This is a genomic window from Microbacterium sp. AC026, from assembly GCF_979258475.1.
This window is the reverse complement of the sequence record NZ_OZ409857.1, coordinates 1,355,029-1,373,581: the sequence shown is the minus strand read 5'-3', so window position 1 is coordinate 1,373,581 and position 18,553 is coordinate 1,355,029. Positions and strand designations below refer to the sequence as shown.

17 protein-coding genes and 3 pseudogenes are annotated in these 18,553 nt (G+C 68.2%); 14 read left to right on the top strand and 6 right to left on the bottom strand.

Annotated elements, in window-relative coordinates; translation table 11 throughout:
• Positions 1-7 precede the first annotated feature (7 nt).
• From coaA to ACZZ93_RS06835, 11 genes and pseudogenes are all read left to right on the top strand, one after another.
• The gene (coaA, locus tag ACZZ93_RS06885; RefSeq protein ID WP_053098942.1) at positions 8-952 is read left to right on the top strand and encodes a type I pantothenate kinase; all 945 of its coding nucleotides are present in this window, start codon (positions 8-10) and stop codon (positions 950-952) included.
• A 56-nt stretch (positions 953-1,008) separates the two neighbouring features.
• Positions 1,009-2,855, top strand: a pseudogene (gene glmS, locus ACZZ93_RS06880) (glutamine--fructose-6-phosphate transaminase (isomerizing)).
• 111 nt (positions 2,856-2,966) lie between these two features.
• A pseudogene (locus tag ACZZ93_RS06875) lies at positions 2,967-3,325 on the top strand (holo-ACP synthase).
• Positions 3,322-4,428 carry an alanine racemase gene (gene alr / locus ACZZ93_RS06870; RefSeq protein ID WP_056277250.1) on the top strand — a complete coding sequence of 369 codons (1,107 nt, stop codon included), beginning with the start codon at positions 3,322-3,324 and terminating at the stop codon, positions 4,426-4,428. Before ACZZ93_RS06875 ends, alr begins: the two are co-directional and overlap by 4 nt.
• A complete protein-coding gene (tsaE, locus tag ACZZ93_RS06865; RefSeq protein ID WP_053098946.1) occupies positions 4,425-4,922 on the top strand; it encodes a tRNA (adenosine(37)-N6)-threonylcarbamoyltransferase complex ATPase subunit type 1 TsaE in 498 nt (165 codons plus the stop codon). The genes alr and tsaE overlap by 4 nt, the downstream gene beginning before the upstream one ends.
• 20 nt (positions 4,923-4,942) lie before the next feature.
• The gene (gene tsaB, locus ACZZ93_RS06860; protein WP_463510736.1) at positions 4,943-5,566 is read left to right on the top strand and encodes a tRNA (adenosine(37)-N6)-threonylcarbamoyltransferase complex dimerization subunit type 1 TsaB; all 624 of its coding nucleotides are present in this window, start codon (positions 4,943-4,945) and stop codon (positions 5,564-5,566) included.
• Complete coding sequence (gene rimI / locus ACZZ93_RS06855) at positions 5,563-6,069, top strand: ribosomal protein S18-alanine N-acetyltransferase (protein ID WP_053098948.1); 507 nt, start codon at positions 5,563-5,565, stop codon at positions 6,067-6,069. Before tsaB ends, rimI begins: the two co-directional genes overlap by 4 nt.
• Positions 6,066-7,136, top strand: a complete 1,071-nt coding sequence (tsaD, locus tag ACZZ93_RS06850; RefSeq protein ID WP_320491066.1) for a tRNA (adenosine(37)-N6)-threonylcarbamoyltransferase complex transferase subunit TsaD — start codon at positions 6,066-6,068, stop codon at positions 7,134-7,136. The genes rimI and tsaD overlap by 4 nt, the downstream gene beginning before the upstream one ends.
• Positions 7,136-7,648 (top strand): hypothetical protein, encoded by a 513-nt coding sequence (locus ACZZ93_RS06845; RefSeq protein ID WP_053098950.1) that lies wholly within the window; start codon positions 7,136-7,138, stop codon positions 7,646-7,648. Before tsaD ends, ACZZ93_RS06845 begins: the two co-directional genes overlap by 1 nt.
• 3 nt (positions 7,649-7,651) lie before the next feature.
• Positions 7,652-8,713, top strand: coding sequence for a hypothetical protein (locus tag ACZZ93_RS06840; RefSeq protein ID WP_400340422.1), 1,062 nt, complete (start codon positions 7,652-7,654; stop codon positions 8,711-8,713).
• Positions 8,697-9,920, top strand: coding sequence for a hypothetical protein (locus tag ACZZ93_RS06835; protein ID WP_400340424.1), 1,224 nt, complete (start codon positions 8,697-8,699; stop codon positions 9,918-9,920). The genes ACZZ93_RS06840 and ACZZ93_RS06835 overlap by 17 nt, the downstream gene beginning before the upstream one ends.
• A 14-nt stretch (positions 9,921-9,934) precedes the next feature.
• On the opposite strand, the gene ACZZ93_RS06830 is transcribed toward ACZZ93_RS06835, so the two are convergent.
• Positions 9,935-11,143 (bottom strand): class I SAM-dependent methyltransferase, encoded by a 1,209-nt coding sequence (locus tag ACZZ93_RS06830; RefSeq protein WP_463510735.1) that lies wholly within the window; start codon positions 11,141-11,143, stop codon positions 9,935-9,937.
• Positions 11,144-11,286: 143 nt separating this feature from the next.
• Between ACZZ93_RS06830 and groES the strand changes: the two genes are divergently transcribed.
• The 3 genes from groES (at position 11,287) to ACZZ93_RS06815 (ending at position 14,086) form a co-directional block, all read left to right on the top strand.
• On the top strand, positions 11,287-11,583 hold the full coding sequence (gene groES / locus ACZZ93_RS06825) for a co-chaperone GroES (RefSeq protein WP_039394204.1): 297 nt from the start codon (positions 11,287-11,289) through the stop codon (positions 11,581-11,583).
• 223 nt (positions 11,584-11,806) lie between these two features.
• A complete protein-coding gene (gene rarD / locus ACZZ93_RS06820) occupies positions 11,807-12,664 on the top strand; it encodes an EamA family transporter RarD (RefSeq protein WP_463510734.1) in 858 nt (285 codons plus the stop codon).
• Between the two features lie 144 nt (positions 12,665-12,808).
• The gene (locus ACZZ93_RS06815; RefSeq protein WP_463510733.1) at positions 12,809-14,086 is read left to right on the top strand and encodes an ABC transporter substrate-binding protein; all 1,278 of its coding nucleotides are present in this window, start codon (positions 12,809-12,811) and stop codon (positions 14,084-14,086) included.
• Between the two features lie 118 nt (positions 14,087-14,204).
• Here the strand turns inward: ACZZ93_RS06815 and ACZZ93_RS06810 are convergent.
• The 5 genes and pseudogenes from ACZZ93_RS06810 to ACZZ93_RS06790 all read right to left on the bottom strand — a co-directional run bounded on the left by ACZZ93_RS06810 (position 14,205) and on the right by ACZZ93_RS06790 (position 18,275).
• Positions 14,205-14,968, bottom strand: a pseudogene (locus ACZZ93_RS06810) (ABC transporter ATP-binding protein).
• Positions 14,965-15,930 (bottom strand): ABC transporter ATP-binding protein, encoded by a 966-nt coding sequence (locus ACZZ93_RS06805; RefSeq protein WP_053099395.1) that lies wholly within the window; start codon positions 15,928-15,930, stop codon positions 14,965-14,967. Before ACZZ93_RS06805 ends, ACZZ93_RS06810 begins: the two are co-directional and overlap by 4 nt.
• Positions 15,931-15,976: 46 nt before the next feature.
• Positions 15,977-16,954, bottom strand: coding sequence for a branched-chain amino acid ABC transporter permease (locus ACZZ93_RS06800; protein WP_463510732.1), 978 nt, complete (start codon positions 16,952-16,954; stop codon positions 15,977-15,979).
• A 5-nt stretch (positions 16,955-16,959) separates the two neighbouring features.
• Positions 16,960-17,400: a branched-chain amino acid ABC transporter permease gene (locus ACZZ93_RS06795; RefSeq protein ID WP_463510731.1), complete on the bottom strand. Its 441-nt coding sequence runs from the start codon at positions 17,398-17,400 to the stop codon at positions 16,960-16,962.
• An 8-nt stretch (positions 17,401-17,408) separates the two neighbouring features.
• Positions 17,409-18,275: a branched-chain amino acid ABC transporter permease gene (locus ACZZ93_RS06790; protein ID WP_463510730.1), complete on the bottom strand. Its 867-nt coding sequence runs from the start codon at positions 18,273-18,275 to the stop codon at positions 17,409-17,411.
• Positions 18,276-18,553: the final 278 nt, after the last annotated feature.

The following is an 18,553-nucleotide window of genomic DNA, read 5'->3' as shown; positions in this document are numbered from 1 at the left end:
TGTATCCGTGACCACCGCCGACCCCACGCTGCCGCTGTCTCCGTATCGCGAGATCGGGCGCGATGAATGGGCGCGATTGGCGGCGGGACTCGACCAGCCGCTCACCGAGACCGAGGTCGTCGAACTCCGGGGCATCGGCGACCGGCTCGACCTCGCCGAGGTGCGCGAGGTCTATCTGCCGCTCAGTCGACTGCTGAGCCTCTACGCGACGGCCACCAAGCGTCTGGGCGCCGCGACCAGCTCGTTCCTTCAGGAGGACGATTCCACGACCCCGTTCGTGGTCGGAGTCGCCGGCTCCGTCGCCGTCGGAAAGTCGACGATCGCCCGTCTGCTGCGCGAGCTGATGAGCCGCTGGCCGGGCACCCCTCGCGTCGAGCTCGTAACGACGGACGGGTTCCTGTATTCGAATGCCGAGCTCGAGCGCAGGGGGCTGATGGAGCGCAAGGGTTTTCCGGAGTCCTACGACCGGAGGGCGCTGCTCGAGTTCCTCACCGAGGTGAAGAGCGGTGCGGCAGAGGTGCGGGCGCCGTTCTACTCGCACATGCGCTACGACATCGTCCCCGACGCCCATGTGGTCGTCCGTCGCCCCGACGTCGTGATCGTCGAGGGCCTGAACGTCCTCCAGCCGCCGCCCGCCCCCAATGACGTGGCCGTCAGCGACCTCTTCGACTTCTCGATCTTCGTCGACGCCGACACCTCGCACATCGAGAAGTGGTACGTCGATCGGTTCCTCGCACTGCGCCAGGGCGCGTTCTCGAATCCCTCGTCCTACTTCAACGTCTTCGCCCACCTGACCGATGACGAGGCGATCACGACGGCTCTCGGCTATTGGAACGAGATCAACATGCCGAACCTGGTCGAGAACGTGATGCCGACCAAGCATCGCGCGCGTCTCGTGCTCAACAAGGGCGTCGACCACAGCGTCGAGAGCGTGCTCCTGCGGAAGCTCTAACCGGTCGGCTATTTCGTTCGGAACCTTCGCAAAAAGCCCGCCTTACTCTTGACGACATGTGTGGAATCGTCGGATACGTGGGCCCGCGGCCCAGCCAGGACATCCTGCTCGCAGGCCTCGCCCGTCTCGAGTACCGCGGGTATGACTCCGCGGGTGTCGCCGTCATCGACGGCGACGGTTCCCTCGGGATGCGCAAGAAGGCGGGAAAGCTCGCCATGCTGCGCGATTCGCTGAAGGATGCCGAGCTGTCGGACGGCAACACGGGCATCGGGCACACCCGCTGGGCCACCCACGGTGGGCCCACCGACGAGAATGCGCACCCGCATCTCGCCGATGACGACAAGCTCGCCGTGATCCACAACGGCATCATCGAGAACTTCGCCTCGCTCCGCGACGAGCTGCTCGCCGATGGCGTCAGCTTCCGCAGCGAGACCGACACCGAGGTCGCTGCCGCGCTGCTCGGCCGCGAGTACCGCAACAACGGCGGAGACCTGCAGGGCGCGTTCCGCGCCGTCGTCAACCGCCTCGAGGGCGCTTTCACCCTGCTCGCGATGCATCAGGACCACCCGGGCCTGGTCGTGGGTGCTCGCCGCAACTCGCCCCTGGTGATCGGCCTCGGCGAGGGTGAGAACTTCCTCGGCTCCGACGTCGCCGCGTTCATCGAGCACACCCGCAAGGCACTGGCCATCGGCCAGGACCAGATCGTCTCGATCACCCCGGACGCCGTCACCGTCACCGACTTCGCCGGCACGCCTGTCGAGGCCGAGCCGTTCGACGTCTCGTGGGACGCCGCCGCCGCCGAGAAGGGTGGCTGGTCGAGCTTCATGGCCAAGGAGGTCGCCGAGCAGCCCGAGGCGGTCGCCAACACGATCCGTGGCCGCATCCAGGGCGACCAGGTCGTGATCCCCGAGCTCGACGGGCTCGACGACCTGTTCCTCGGCATCAACCGCATCATCATCACCGCCTGCGGTACGGCCGCGTACTCGGCGCTCGTCGGCAAGTACGCGATCGAGCAGTGGGCGCGGGTCCCCGTCGACGTCGAGCTGGCGCACGAGTTCCGCTACCGCGACCCGGTGATCGGCGACGACACCCTCGTGATCTCGATCAGCCAGTCCGGTGAGACGATGGACACGTTGATGGCCGTCAAGTACGCGAGGAGCGCGGCGCGCGCACCCTCTCCATCTGCAACACGCAGGGTGCGACGATCCCTCGCGAGTCCGATGCGGTGGTCTACACCCACGCCGGGCCCGAGGTCGCAGTGGCGTCGACGAAAGCCTTCTCGGCGCAGATCACCGCTCTGCTGCTGCTCGGCCTGCACGTGGGGCGCGTGCGCGGCTCCGTCCAGGATGCGTCGGTCGACGTCGCCGAGCTCACCGCCCTTCCCGAGAAGATCGCCAAGGTCCTCGAGAGCGAGCAGGAGCATGTCACCCAGCTCGCGAGCTGGATGGCCGACACTCGTTCGGTGCTGTTCCTCGGTCGCCACGTGGGCTTCCCGATCGCACTCGAAGGCGCGCTGAAGCTCAAGGAGATCTCGTACATCCACGCGGAGGGCTTCGCCGCCGGCGAGCTGAAGCACGGCCCGATCGCACTGATCGAGCCCGGACAGCCCGTCTTCGTGCTGGTGCCGTCGCCTCGACACTCGGCTGTGGTCCACTCCAAGGTCGTCTCGAACATCCAGGAGATCCGTGCTCGCGGAGCTCGGGTGATCGTGGTGGCGGAAGAGGGCGATGCGGCCGTGCTGCCGTTCGCCGACGAGGTCATCCGCATCCCGCTCGCCGGCGCGATGTTCGAGCCGCTGCTCGCTGTCGTCCCGCTGCAGATCTTCGCGATGGCGCTCGCCACGGCCAAGGGGCTCGACGTCGACCAGCCGCGCAACCTCGCCAAGTCCGTCACCGTCGAGTAAGCGTCGTCGGCCTCCGGAGGCGGCTCGTCGAGACACGTCACCCATCCGGGGCACGGGCGCCGTGCAGAGGCTGGGCCGACCGATTCGGGATGCCGCGACTAGGCTGAACTGGTGATCATCGGGACCGGCATCGACCTCGTGGACATCCCGCGGTTCGAGCGGACGATGGAGCGCACGCCGCGGCTTCGGGAGCGGCTGTTCGCGCCGGGGAGCGGGGTCTCAGACTGCCGTCGCTCGCCGCGCGCTATGCCGCGAAGGAAGCCCTGATCAAGACGCTCGGCGGCTCTGACGGCGTGCACTGGATCGAGATCGAGATCGCCTCCGAGGCATCCGGCCGCCCGCATTTCGTGCTCTCCGGTTCCACCGCCGACGTCGTCGCAGAGCGCGGGATCACCCGATTGCACCTGACCCTCACCCATGACGCGGGGCTCGCCGCAGCGTTCGTGGTCGCCGAAGGAGAGCCGCTGTGACCGTTCCGTTCCGCGAAGCCCGCATCGAGCTGGATGCCATCAGCGACAACGTCCGCCATTTCCGCAGACTCACCGGCGTGCAGGTCATCGCCGTCGTGAAGGCGAACGCCTACGGCCACGGGGCTGCCGCGACTGCCGTCGCCGCCCTCGCCGGGGGTGCCACTCGTCTGGGGGTCGCCGAGATCCCTGAGGCGCTCGAACTTCGTCGTCAGGGCATCACCGCTCCGATCGTCGCCTGGCTGCACGCGCCGGGCGAGCGTTTCGACCAGGCTGCGGCGCACGACATCGAGGTGGGAATCTCGTCGTTCGACCAGCTCGAAGCGGCGGGAGCGGTCGCCTCGGTCGACCGCCCGGTCGGCGTGCACCTCAAGTTCGAGACCGGGCTGTCGCGCAACGGCATCGCCCCGGCGGACTGGCGTCGTGTGCTCGCCGAAGCCGCGCGCCTCGAACGCATCGGGCGGCTGCGCATCGTCGGGCTCTTCAGCCACCTCTCGAACACGTCGCCCCAGGACGACCGTGAGGCACTCGCGAAGTTCGAGGAGGCGGTCACGGCGGCGGCGTCGTTCGGCATCCATCCCGAGATCCGGCACATCGCGGCGACAGCGGCCGCGATCGACCTGCCGGAGATGCGTCTGGACGCCGTGCGCATCGGCATCGGCATCTACGGCCTCTCGCCGTTCGACGACCGCTCTTCTGCGGAGCTGGGGCTTCGCCCGGCCATGACGCTGCGGGGGGCGATCGCCGCCGTCCGCCGCGTGCCGGCCGGCGCCGGGGTGTCGTACGGATACGACCACCGCACCTCCCGCGACACGACGCTGGTGCTCGTCCCGCTGGGATACGCCGACGGCGTGCCGCGCCACGCATCCGGGCGCCTGCCCGTATCGATCGCCGGGCGCCGATACACGAACGTCGGCCGCATCGCCATGGACCAGTTCGTCGTGGACGTCGGGGACGCCCCGGTGTCGATCGGCGACGAGGTCGTGCTGTTCGGCGACCCGACGCTCGGCGTGCCCTCGGCATCGGAGTGGGCGAACGCCGCATCGACCATCGACTACGAGATCGTGACGCGCATCGGCGCCCGTGTTCCCCGGCGGTCGGCATGAGCGTCGACCCGTCCTTCCTGGGGCGCCGCGAGATCGAGACCTCGGACGCGATGGAGCAGCTCGGCTTCCGCATCGGCGAGCAGCTCGAAGCGGGCGACCTGCTGATCCTCACCGGCCCGCTCGGCGCAGGCAAGACGACGTTCACTCGCGGACTCGCGGAGGGTCTGGGCGTACGCGGCCCCGTGCAGAGCCCCACCTTCGTGATCGCCCGCACGCACCCCTCGCTCGTCGGACGCGCGCCGCTCGTGCACGTCGACGCCTACCGGCTCGGCTCAGGGGCAGAGCTCGACGATCTCGACCTCGACCTCGCACGATCGGTCGTGGTGATCGAGTGGGGACGCGGGATGGCCGAGGACCTGGCCGAGACCTGGTGGGACATCGAGCTGGAGCGTCCCGTCGGCGGTGACGACGAGCTCGACCCCTCGGAGCTCGACGCCGACGCACCGCGGCACGTGTCGATCACGCGTGGCGGACGCTCAGCGATCACCGGCTGAACGACGACTACCCTGGAGAGGTGATCCTCGCCGTCGACACCTCCCTGGGCACCGCCGTCGCCCTCATCGACGACGACGGCACGCGTCTGTCAGATGCCTCGGCCGCCGATCCGCTCCGTCACGCGGAGGTCATCGGCGAGCTGCTCGTGCGGGCCCTCGACGCGCCCGGATCAGGCCCGATCGATCATGTGGTGGCCGGTATGGGCCCGGGGCCGTTCACCGGACTCCGCATCGGCATCGCGACGGCACGCACGTTCGCGCTGGGGCGTGGCATCCCCGTCGTCCCCGTGCCGAGCCACTTCGCCGCAGCGCTCACGGCCGTCGAGCATCACGCCGTGACCGGGCCGTTCGCCATCGTGACGGACGCCCGCCGCCGAGAGGTCGCCATCACCGTCTTCGACGGAACGGATGCCGACGGCATCCCGCACGTCATCACCGACACCGTGCTGGTCGCACGCGTCGACGCCGACGAGCACCTCCAGGGGATCCGCCGTATCGATGTGGAGACGCTGTCGGGCGTCGATCTGGCTCGCGTGGGCGCGAGGGCGTTGGCTGCCGGGCGCACACTCGCGGGCACCGAGCCGATCTATCTGCGTCAGCCCGACGTCACCGTGCCGGGAGCGCCCAAGAAGGTGGCGTCATGACGCTGCGCGACGCGACGCCAGACGATCTCGACGCCATCATGGCGATAGAGCACCGCTCGTTCCCCACCGACGCGTGGAGCTCGGAGGCGATGGCCCTGGAGCTCGCGAGCCCGCACGGACGCTATCTGGTCGACGAGCAGGACGGCGCGATCATCGGCTACGGCGGAGTCCGTGCACTGCAGGGGTCGAGTGACGCCGACATCCAGACCATCGCGTTCGACGTCGAGCACCGCGGTCGCGGTCGCGGCCGGGCGCTTCTGCGGTCCCTTCTCGATGCCGCGGTGGAACGCGGAGCCAGAGAGGTCTTCCTCGAGGTGCGGGCAGACAACCCCGGTGCCGAGGGGCTGTACCGCTCGGAGGGGTTCGAGGAGATCGGACGTCGCCCCCGCTACTACCAGCCCGACGACGTCGACGCGATCGTGATGCGCCTCGCCCTGCAGCATCCGCGCTCCGAGCATCGAGATGAGACGGCGTCGGATGCCGCGAAGGAGGCGACCTCATGACCGAGCCGCTGGTGCTGGGCATCGAGACGAGCTGCGACGAGACCGGCATCGGGATCGTCCGCGGACGCACGCTGCTCTCGAACACGATCGCGTCGAGCATGGACGAGCACGCCCGCTACGGCGGAGTGGTTCCCGAGGTCGCCGCCCGCGCCCATCTCGAGGCGCTGCAACCCTCGATCGACGCCGCCCTGGCCGAGGCCGGCGTGCGGCTCGGCGACCTCGACGCGGTGGCCGTCACGAGCGGACCCGGCCTCGCGGGAGCGCTCATGGTCGGCGTCGGCGCCGCCAAGGGGCTGGCGGTGTCGCTCGACAAGCCGCTGTACGCGGTCAATCACCTGGTCGGACACATCGCCGCCGACATCCTGACTCCCGACTCCGAGCCGCTGGAGTACCCGACGATCGCGCTGCTGGTATCGGGCGGGCACACCTCGCTGCTGCACGTGCGCGATCTCACGACCGACGTCGAGATGCTGGGCGAGACCATGGACGATGCCGCGGGGGAGGCGTTCGACAAGGTCGCCCGACTGCTGTCGCTGCCGTACCCCGGCGGACCCGAGATCGATCGAGCGGCACTCGACGGAGATCCGAACGCGATCCGCTTCCCTCGAGGGCTTTCGCGCGCCTCCGACCTCGCGAAGCACCGTTACGACTTCTCCTTCTCCGGGCTCAAGACCGCTGTCGCGCGCTGGGTCGAGCGCTGCGAGGCAGACGGCGTTCCCGTGCCCGTCGCCGACGTCGCCGCGAGCTTCCGTGAGGCGGTCGTCGATGTGCTCGTGACGAAGGCGCTCGCCGCGTGCGCAGACCTCGGCGTGCCCCGCCTGCTGCTCGGTGGAGGAGTGATCGCCAACCGACGACTCCGCGAGGTCGCCCTCGCGAGGGCGGAGAAGGCCGGCGTGACGGTGCGCATCCCGCCGTTGACGCTGTGCACCGACAACGGCGCGATGATCGCGGCGCTCGCCGCGGAGCTCATCGCGTCCGGCCGTCGCCCGTCGACGCTGGCGTTCGGAGCCGACTCGACGCTTCCCGTCACCGAGATCCAGGTCGACGAGCGCGTCGCGGTGATGTGATGAGCGACGTGCCTCGCACTCCGGATAGGGCGGGTGCAGAACCGGGGCCCGCCTCGAGTGCCGCGGTGCCGCCGACCAGGATCGAGCGCCCGAGCGGCGAGGTCGAGCATCCGGCGGGGTCGGCACGCATACCTGGGTCGCGCCGCGAGGGATACACGAAGCTCCCCACCGGCCCGGTCGGAGTCGAGCCGGTGGTCGTCACGGGGCCGGTCGCCGAGGACATCGGTCGGGAGAGCGACTGGGAGCCGGCGACGGGCACGTCCGCCGTGGACGACACCCGCCTCGCTCCCTGGGCGCTGATGGCGGCGGTCGTCGCCTTGGCCGCGTCGTTCTTCGTCGGTTGGGGCATCCCGATCGCCATCGTCGCCGTGATCGCGTCGATCATGTCGCTGCGCCGACCGGTCGAGAGCCGCGCCATCGCTCGTTGGGCGCTCGTTCTCGGTCTGTGTGCGACCGTCTACAGCCTCGGCTGGCTCGTCTGGGCCGGGATGCAGTTCGAGAGACTCGGATAGCCGATGCTCGACGCGGACCGATCCGTCGAGCTGCGCGCGCTCCAGGCGCGGGCGTACGGCCGTGCGGGGGCGTTGAGCGCGGCGGATGCAGCGCGGCTGCGCGAGCTGGAATCCGCGAAGACGCGTCTGGCGGGGCCGCCGGCGACGAGAAGTCCGGAGACGCGTGCGCCGGACCCTGCGCAGGCTCCGCGGGGCGTTGCCGAGGAGGAGGGGAGCGCGTCACCTGCCGACCCGGTCGTGGACGTCGAGCGCCAGGGCGAGTCCCCGCTCATCGCGCTGCGACACCATCGGCGTCTCGCGGTCGCGGTCGCCACGGCCTTCGCGGTCATCGGCCTCGCGCTGGGCTGGCTTCTCTTCACCGACCGGGGTCCCGCGCCGATGCAGCTCAGCGCCCAGCAGGAGGAGTGGCAGAGCGCGATCGTCGCATCGGGGGGCTTCGACCCGGGGTCGGTGCGGGCCATGGCGGAGGAAGAAGGCGTCGTGATCTGGTTCGCGACGAAGAACGAGCGCGCTGACGTGTGCCTGGTGCTCGGACACGAGGACGCGACGGCTCCCGCGTGCACGACGCGGGAGCAGGCCGTGGTCCAGGGCGTGAATGCCACTCTCACGAAACCCGTGAGCCAGAGTCAGACTTATGACGTCGAGGCGCAGATGTTCCTCACGCCGGCCGGCGAGCCGGCGGTCGTCACCCGCAGCTACATCACCTCGCCGCAGTCCACGGCGATGTTCGCCAGCCCCGACGAGGCGGAGGCGGCGACCGCCCTCGCCGAGCGGACGGGACTGGACCGGCGGACGATCCTGGTCGCCGGCTACGACGATGACGTGCCGATCTGGACGGGGATCGACATGTCCACGCAGAGGTACTGTCTCGTCTACGACGGGTCGATGCCCGACCCTCCGATGGCCTGCGATGACAGCATCATGCTCGCCGACGCGGACAGGACGCTCGTGCTCGACGTCGTGGGTGAGGGGAAGACGACCCGCTACGAGTACCGGTTCGGCTACGGTCAGCAGTACCTGACCGTGACGAAGGGCTGGGAGGGCGACGATGCTGCAGGAGAGTGACTCTGCTGAGCTGCGCGCACTGCAGGTCAAAGCGTACGGCCGCGACGGCGGCCTGACCGAGGCCGAGGCGGCGAGGCTGAGAGAGCTCGAATCGCTGCGCGGCGAGCCTGGCAGGCCTGACCGGGTCGACCCTGGCCCGCGCGACCGGGTCGACGCGCCGGTCGGGCAGGGACCGGCCCACGAGCCGCCGACGTCGGAGAAGCCGTTCCGTGACGGTCAGGCACCCGTCGCCGACGCTTCCCCCAGCGCGCCCGTCGAACACGCGGACGACGGAAGTCAGTCCACCGAGACCGGAGGCCTCCGCGCGGCATTCCGTCAGCACTGGAAGGCGATCGCCGCGGCATCCGCACTTCTGCTCGTGATCGGTCTCGGCACCGGCTGGGCGCTCTTCGGGCGTTCCGGCGATGCCGTCGCGTTGACTTCCGCGCAGCAGGAGCGGCGTGCGGAATTGCAGGCCGAGGGCGGGTTCGACCCGGGCAGTCTGCGCGCGATCGGACAGGACGAGGACGCCCTCGTCTGGTACGCGACGAAGGACGACGGCGAGACGGTGTGCCTGACGCTCGACGCCGCCGACAAGTCGGCGGATCAGTGCCAGCCCGCGGCCGATCTCGACAACGGGAACGGCATCGGCCTGAACGCGAGCGTCGCGGTGCCGGGGGAGGGGGACGAGGGGCTCGAGGAGATCTGGGCGTCGGCCGCGCGAGCGATGAACGGGGAGGTCGTCGGCATCATCCAGCGATGGCGTTCGGACGAGAACTCCTGGTTGTCGCAGTTCCAGGGCGACGAGCGGGAACGCGCCGAGCAGCTGGTCGAGGAGGGTTTCGAAGAGTTCTCCTTCTCGGTCGTCGGGTACTTCCGCGATGCCCCGGTCTGGCGCGCACAGCGCGTCGAGAGCGACGACATCCAGGACTGCCTCGTCGTCGATGCCGTCCAGGCCGTCGAATGCCGCCCGGCGAGCGAGGGACAATCGTCGGCGGACGTCATCGAGGTCGCCGGAACCATCGTGGACGAGGCCGGAGGGATGATCTCCGACTGGAGCGTGCGTCTCGCGTACACGTCGAACGGCATGCCCTACCTCGTGGTGTCCGGAGACAGCACGACGGCGACGGCAGAGCAGACGGTGAGGCCCGGTGAGACGCTCGAGCTCGGCGGCGAATACCAGGATCCGATCCAGGTCGACATCCCGTCCGACGACTCCGAGGGCTAGGCGCCGGGTAGACGTCAGCCGGCTGTCGGCACCCGATGGGCGAGGATCGCTCGTCGCTGATCACCCACGCGAGTGAGGATCAGCGTCGCGGTCTGCTCGCCCCGCAGCGCCAGCTTCTTGCGGAAGGCCGCGGGGTCGATGTCCATGCCGCGCTTCTTGATCTCGAGGGAGCCGATGTCGTTCGCCTTGAGGACGGCGCTGATCGCCTTCGGGTTCGCCGGCATCGTCTCGCGCACCCGGAACGACTGCACGAACGGACTGGTGACCGCGGCGTCGGAGGTGAGATACGCGATGCGCTCGTCGAGCATTCCCGCGTCGAGGCTGCGCGCGACATCGCCGATCAGACGCGCCCGGATCACCGCCCCGTCCGGCTCGTGCAGGAACGCGCCGAGTTCCCGCACGGGCTCGTCGACGGCGTCGGCGCCTGCGGTGAGTTCATGTGAGCGCTCGCCGCGGATCACGAGGGCGGAACGGCGGATGCCGTCGCGGGCGAGTGCGCGCGTCCAGAGCACGAGCTCGACCACGCTGCCGTCTGCGCTCACCCACTGCGCCTCGGCGTCGACGGGAAGCGAATCGCGGTCGTGACCGGGACCGAGCTTGATGCCCGTCGATGTGCGCGAGGCCACATCGAAGGCCCAGTCCAGCGGCGGAGAGTAGTCATCGGACGAGACCCGGCGCGTCTCGCTGTGCCCGGCGGTGCGGCGGGCCGGATCCATCCAGATCGCCTGGTTCTCGTGGCCCTCGACGGGCACGTGCGCCTCGGCCGTGCCGTGGATCACCCTCGCGCTGTCTCCGAGAGGCGCCAGGTTGTACGCCGCGATCGCCGAGGTCACCTCGTCGGCGTCGACGGCGACGACGTCGAGCCCTGCACCGGCGAAGGCAAGAGAATCCCCGCCGATGCCGCAGCCGAGATCCGCGACGCGAGTGATGCCGGCGCGGCGCATCCGCTGGGCATGCCGGGCGGCCACGCCCAGCCGTGTCGCCTGCTCGAGTCCGGCCCGGGTGAACAGCATCCGGGCCGCGAAGTCGCCGAACTTGCCTTTCGCCTTGGTGCGAAGTCGTGCCTGTCCGACCACGGCCGAGACGAGCTCGGGCGAGTGGCCGGCCGCACGCAGCCGGGATACGATCCGAGCGACGTCGGCGACCTCGTCGACGGGGCCGAGTTCGTCCAGCGTCTTCAGGCCCTCGGGGGTGAGCAGTGCGCGCAGCTCGGAGATCTCCACTGCCCCAGCTTAGGCGGCGGGCTGTTCGCCGCATTGGCACTCGCATTGCGTGAGTGCCAGCGGAACGCCTAGACTGGATTAGCACTCTCGGGTTGAGAGTGCGAAAAGTCTTCCTGTCAGCGTCAAGAAAGAAGAGGTAGACCGTGTCGGTTTCCATCAAGCCGCTCGAGGACCGCATCGTCATCAAGCAGGTCGAGGCCGAGCAGACCACCGCGAGTGGCCTGGTCATCCCCGACACCGCCAAGGAGAAGCCCCAGGAGGGCGAGGTCGTGGCCGTGGGCCCCGGCCGCATCGATGACAACGGCAACCGCGTTCCGCTCGACGTCGCCGTGGGCGACCGTGTGCTCTACAGCAAGTACGGCGGCACCGAGGTGAAGTTCGGCGCAGACGAGTACCTCGTCCTGTCGGCTCGCGACGTGCTCGCAGTCGTCGTCCGCTGAGACAACGTCTTCGGAAGGCCCGGATGCATCACGCATCCGGGCCTTCCTGCGTGTTCGGCCACCGGTGCATCGATTCCTGCCAATGTCCGGACGGCGGGTCTCGTGGGGCGGAGGCGGCGCGGCGACGGGCATAGGGTTGTGCGGTGACCCCGACGAATGCCGCCTCCCGAGCCACTCAGACGGCGGGTGTCGCGTACGCGGGGGAGCGTATCTGCTCTGGGGCGTGCTGCCCCTCTACTTCCTGCTGCTCGTGCCCACCGGTCCGTGGGAAGTAGTCGCGTGGCGCGTGCTGCTGTCGTTCGTCTTCTGCCTGCTCCTCCTCACCGTGATGCGCGGCTGGGCCGCCTTCGGCGTCATCGTCCGACAGCCGAGGCTGGTGGGATGGACGGCTCTGGCGGGTGTCCTGATCTACGTCAACTGGCAGGTGTTCCTCATCGGAACCCTCTCCGGGAACATCGTGGAGACCAGCCTCGGGTACTTCATCAACCCGATCACCACCGTGCTGCTCGGGGTGTTCGTGCTCAAGGAGCGCATCCGCAGGCTCCAGTGGGCGGCGATCGGCATCGCGGCGGTCGCCGTGATCGTGATCGTCCTCTTCTACGGCGAGTTCCCGTGGATCGCCCTCTCGCTGACCGCCTCGTTCGGCGTCTACGGACTCATCAAGAAGAAGATCGGCCCCGCGGTCGATGCGGTCAGCGGACTCACGCTCGAGTCGTTCTGGCTGATCCCGATCGCCGTCGTGCAGCTGATCCTCGTCGCCGCCACCCCCGCCGGGATCACGATGGGCTCGCACGGTGCGTGGCATGCGGTGCTTCTCGCGTTCGCCGGTGTGGCCACGGCAGTGCCCCTGCTGCTCTTCGCCGCGGGCACCCGGCGCATCAACCTCACCGTCATCGGGATGATCCAGTTCATCACCCCCGTCATGCAGTTCATCATCGGCGCGGTCGTGCTCGGCGAGCCGATGCCGGCCGAGCGGTGGGCGGGCTTCATCATCGTCTGGGTCGCGATCCTCGTGTTCGTGATCGACCTGCTGCTCGCCGCGCGTCGCGGACGCCGGATCGATCAGCCGACACTCGTCTGAACTCCCGGTTCACCCGTCCGGAAACTCGGTGTCGGATCGTTAACGCACCGAAACATCGGCGACCCCTACGCGAAGCCTTTCAGTCCTAGTGTTAGAGCACCCGACCGTGGTCACAATCCACGGCCAGTCACGCAAGGGAGCATCATGACCTCATTCACGCGCTCGCGCAGCGCCAAGATTCTCGCCGGAGTCGCGCTGCTGAGCGTCTCGGCGATCGTCGTCGCAGGCTGCAGCGGCACGCCCTCTGAGGAGCCGTCCGACGGTGGCGGCGGCGGCGGATCGTCGGCCGACCTCACGCTCGAGCTCGGCTCGCTGCTGCCGCAGACCGGTTCGCTGTCGTTCCTCGGCCCGCCCATGGAATCCGGCGTCGGCCTCGCGGTCAAGGAGGTCAACGATGCTGCTGCCGGCGTCAAGATCAACCTGACGGCTGAGGACGAAGGCGACACCGACACCAAGGCCTACGAGACGTCGATCAGCAAGCTCCAGGGCGCGGGCGTCACCGCCATCGTCGGTGCCGCGGCGTCGGGCGTCTCCCGCCTGATCCTCGACGGAAACGTCAGCGCCGGCATCCTGCAGATCTCGGCCTCGAACACCGGCCCGGACTTCACCGACTGGGACGACAACGGTCTCTACTTCCGCACCGCGCCCAGCGACCTTCTGCAGGGTGAGGTCCTCGGCAACCTGATCGCCGAAGACGGACACAAGACCCTCGGCGTGATCTACCAGAACGATGCCTACGGAACCGGACTGTTCGACAACATCAAGTCGACGTTCGAGAACGCGGGTGGCGAGGTCGTCGCTGACGCGTCGTACAACGTCGGTGACGGTCAGTTCGACGCACAGGTCGAGACGATCAAGGCTCAGAACCCCGACGCCGTCGCGATCGTGTCGTTCGACCAGTTCAAGACCATCGCCCCGCTGCTGGTCAACGCCGGCATCTCGCCCGACAAGTTCTACCTCGTCGACGGAAACCTGTCGGACTACGGCTCCTCGCCCGACACGAACTTCCCGTTCTCGCTCGAGGGCGCACAGGGCACGAAGCCGGGACCGGCGCTCGAGGACGACTTCACCGACCGTCTGCAGACGTTCTGGACCGGTGAGGGCAACCCCGAGGTCAACGACTTCACCTACGCAGCCGAGGCCTACGACGCGGTCGTGCTCGTCGCACTCGCGTCTCTCGCCGCCGGTTCGACCGAGGGCGCGGACATCGCTGCGAAGATGGCCGAGGTCTCGGGCGGCAGCGGAGACGGTGAGAAGTGCACCAGCTTCGAGGACTGCGCGGCGATCATCAACGACGGTGGAACCGCCGACTACGACGGCTACTCCGGCGAGATCACGTTCGATGAGAACGGCGACCCGCAGGGTGCATCGATCGGCACGTACGAGTACGGCGCCGACAACCTGATCTCCCGCACCAACTGATCACGAGCGAAGGCCCCGGATCCTCGATCCGGGGCCTTCGTCGTGTGCGTGCCCGCTGCGCGAGGGGACAGAAGAGGGGCGGATGCGAGTCGCATCCGCCCCTCTGTCGTGGGAGCCCTCAGGCGGCGTCGGTGCCGAGAGTTCCGAGGTAGAGGCCGATGACCTTCGGATCGTTCAGCAGGTCGCGTCCGGTGCCCTCGTACGCATCCTTGCCCTGGTCGAGCACGTAGCCGCGGTCGCAGATCTGCAGGCAGCGCCGCGCGTTCTGCTCGACCATGATCGTCGTCACGCCCGCCTTGTTGATGTCGGAGACGCGGATGAACGCATCGTCCTGACGCACGGGGAGAGGCCGGCGGAGGGCTCGTCGAGAAGCAGCACCGACGGGTCCATCATGAGTGCCCTCGACATCGCCACCATCTGCCGCTCGCCGCCCGAGAGCGACCCGGCGCGCTGCTTGAGGCGCTTGCCGAGTTCGGCGAAGATGCCGGTGACGAACTCGAGGCGCTCGGCGTAGATCTTGGGGTTCTGATACAGCCCCATCTGCAAGTTCTCCTCGATGGAGAGCGAGGGGAACACATTGTTCGTCTGCGGCACGAAGGCGACGCCCCGCTTGACGAGCTTGTCGGCCTTCAACCCGATGATGCTCTCTCCGTTCACGGTGATCTCGCCGCTGCGGACGTTCACCATCCCGAAGATCGCCTTCAGCAGGGTCGACTTGCCGGCGCCGTTGGGGCCGATGATGCCGATCAGCTCGCCCTGTCGGGCGACGAGGTTGGCGCCGTTGAGGATGTTCACACCGGGCAGGTAGCCGGCGTGCACGTCCTTCAGCTCGACGACGATGTCGTCCGTTCGCGGTGCCGCAGCGGAGGTCTCGGCGCTCATGCGTTGTCCTTCTGGTCGTGATCCGGCGTGCTCGTCGCTTCGAGCTCCGCCTCGGCTTCTGCTTCGATCTGCTCGCGGAGCTTGGCGGCGGTGGCGTTCTCGATCACGGGGATGCGACCGGTCACGGCACCGAGATCGAGGTCCTGGTGGGCGCCGAGATAGGCGTCGACCACGGCCGGGTCCTCCATGACCTCGTCGGGCGGGCCCTCGGCGACGACCTTGCCCTCGGCCATGACCACGACCCAGTCGGCGATGTGGCGGACCATGTGCATGTCGTGCTCGACGAACAGCACCGTCATGCCCAGGCCCTTGAGGTCGAGGATGTGATCGAGGAGCGACTGGGTCAGCGCCGGATTGACGCCGGCCATCGGCTCGTCGAGCATCACCAGGGTCGGATCGCTCATGAGCGCTCGCGCCATCTCGAGGAGCTTGCGCTGGCCGCCCGAGAGCGCCGCGGCGAAGTCCTTCTCCTTGGCGTCGAGCTTGAAGCGGGCCAGCAGCTCGCGGGCCTTGACCTCGATCTCCTGATCCTGCTTGCGCCACAGGAACGGGAACAGGCTCGACCAGAAGCCCTCGCCGCGCTGTCCCGGAGCACCGAGCTTCATGTTCTCGAGCACGGTGAGCAGCGACAGCGACTTGGTCAGCTGGAACGTGCGCACCTGCCCCATGCGCGCCACCTTGAAGGAGGGAACGCCCGAGAGGCTCGTGCCGTCGAACGACCAGGTCCCGCTGTTCGGCTTGTCGAAACCGCAGAGCAGGTTGAACAGGGTCGTCTTCCCTGCTCCGTTCGGGCCGATCAGAGCGGTGATGGCGCCGCGAGGGATCTCGACGTGGTCGACGTCGACGGCCGTCAGACCGCCGAAGCGCCGCTGCACAGCATCCGCGATCAGGATGGGATCGACCTTCGGCACGCCGGGGGCCGCAGGGCCCTTGGCGAGTCCGGTGGTCTTCGGTCGGCGGATGCTCCCGGTCGCGGGCGCCGTCTGGGCGCTTTCGTCGGGGGTCAGTTCATTTGACAAAGGTCATCTCCCTCTTGTCTCCGAGGATGCCCTGAGGTCGGAAGATCACGAGCAGCATCAGGGCGATGCCGACGAAGATGAACACCAGGGTCGAGGCCTGGCTGTCGGACATGGGCAGGATTCCGGACCGCGCCATCGCCGGGAGCAGGTTCGCCATGAAAGCGAAGACGACCCAGAAGAGGATGGCCCCGAGCGTCGGGCCGAACACGGTGGCCGCGCCGCCCAGCAGCAGGATCGTCCACAGGAAGAACGTGAGCGAGGTCGTGTAGCTGCCCGGCACGACAGCCGAGGGGAGGACGAAGACGATGCCTCCGGCTGCGCCGATCACGCCACCGACGACGAGCGCCTGCATCTTGTAGGCGAAGACGTTCTTGCCGAGCGAGCGCACGGCATCCTCATCCTCGCGGATTCCCTTGAGGACGCGCCCCCACGGGCTGCGCATGAGCGACCAGACCAGCAGGATCGCGACGAGCAGCACGATGAGTCCGAACACCCGGTTCCACAGGTCGTTCGCGCTGTAGGTCCACGGCCCGAAGCCGTAGGTGCCAGGCGGGAACGGATTCGCGTCGCGGAACCCGCCGTTGAACTGCGCGAGACCGTCGGCCGAGTTGGTGTACTCGTCGAAGATCTGGGTGGTGAAGAGCAGTCGTACGATCTCACCCGCGGCGATCGTCGCGATCGCGAGGTAGTCGGCACGGAGCCGCAGCGTCGGGATTCCGAGGAGGACTGCGAAGAACGCGCCCCCCATGAGACCGATGAGCATGCCGACCCACCAGGGGAGCCCGAAGGTCAGCACGGAGATCGCGTAGCCGTATCCGCCGACCGCCATGAAGGCGGCCATGCCGAAGTTGAGCAGGCCCGCATAGCCGAAGTGCACGGCCAGACCGGTCGCCGCCAGCGCGTAGGCGAGGGTGACGGGGCTGAACAGATAGACGGCTGTGTTCGAGAAGATGCTTCCGAAGTCCATGGCGATCAGCCCAACCTTTCCCTGCGTCCCAGCAGGCCCTGAGGTCTGACGAGGAGGATCACGATGAGCACGACCAGGGCGCTCGCATACTTCAGATCCGAGGGGATCCAGAGGGTGGAGACCTCGACCGCGATGCCGACGATGAGGGAGCCGACGAGCGCACCGAACGCCGTGCCGAGCCCGCCGAGGGTGATGGCGGCGAAGATGAGCAACAGCATCTGCATGCCCATGTCCCACTTCACGCCGGGGCGGAAGTAGGCCCAGAGGATGCCGGAGATGGCGGCGAGCGTGCCGGACAGGATCCAGACGTAGCGCACGACCTTGTCGACGTCGATGCCGGATGCTGCGGCGAGCTGCGGGTTGTCGGAGATGGCGCGGGTCGCCTTGCCGATGCGGGTGCGGGTGAGGAAGAACGCGACGCCCACGATCACGACGATGCTGACCACGATGCCGATCAGGTCGATGTAGGACAGCGAGATCGGACCGAAACGGAACGGCTCGGGGCTGGCCCCGGGAGCTGGCGCGTGCCACCACCGATCATGTACTGGAACGCATAGCGCAGGGCGAGAGACAGACCGATGCTGACGATCATCAGCTGCACGACACCGAGGCCTCGTCGTCGCAGCGGACGCCAGATGCCGGCATCCAGGGCCCAGCCGAAGAGACCGCCTCCGATCACGGCGGCGATGATGCCGAGCCACAGCGGCAGATGCCAGAAGCTCGTCGTCACGAGGGCGACCAGGCCGCCCCAGGTGACCATCTCGGCGTGAGCGAAGTTCGACAGCCGCGTCGTGCCGTAGATGAGCGCCGCGCCCATGGAGGCGAGCGCCAGCAGCAGACCGAAGTTCAGGCCGCCCACGAGACGTGAGAGGAGCTGGTCGATGAAGGACGTCGTCATCCTCTCGCCCTCACCGAGGAAGAGGTTGAGGATCTTCGTGCCGGTCAGGCCGAACTCGACCTCGAACGACGCCGTCGTGCCGGCGATGGGCTGAGTGCCCTCGGGCAGCTGCGCCGCATCGACGATCACGCCGTCGGGGAGGGTCTCCTCGTCGACGGTGAGCGTGTACGTGTCCTTCTCGGGCACGTACAGGCGCCACTTGCCCTCGGCGTCGGTCTCGGTCTCGCCTTCGAAGCCGCCGCCCTCGATCGTCATCACGACGCCTTCGACGGGGTCGTCATCGAAGGTGATGACACCGGCGAAGTAGAAGTCTGTGATCTCCTGGCCGTCGTCCGTTTCTTCGGCGGAAGCCGCAGCAGGAGGCTGCAACCACAGGAAAGCGATGGCGAGGAGCGACGCGAGCAGGATGATGACCCACCGCATTCCGCTTCGATTCGCCGAGATCGTCGGACGCACAGAACCTCCAGCCCAGTACACAGGCCATGACGGAGTTGTTCATCGGCCCTGATGTACGACGGTATGAGCGTAATGTGTCGGCTCTGTTTCGACCAAGGCACGATCTGCTCACGGTGAGAACGATCCCATCACGAAGTTGCGAAATACCGATAGGTCATCCGGGGCGTCCTGCGCGCGATGTCAGCGGGCGCAGGGAATTTCCTCAGCCGCTCCGCACTTAGAATTGGTACACCCTCGCCCCAGAT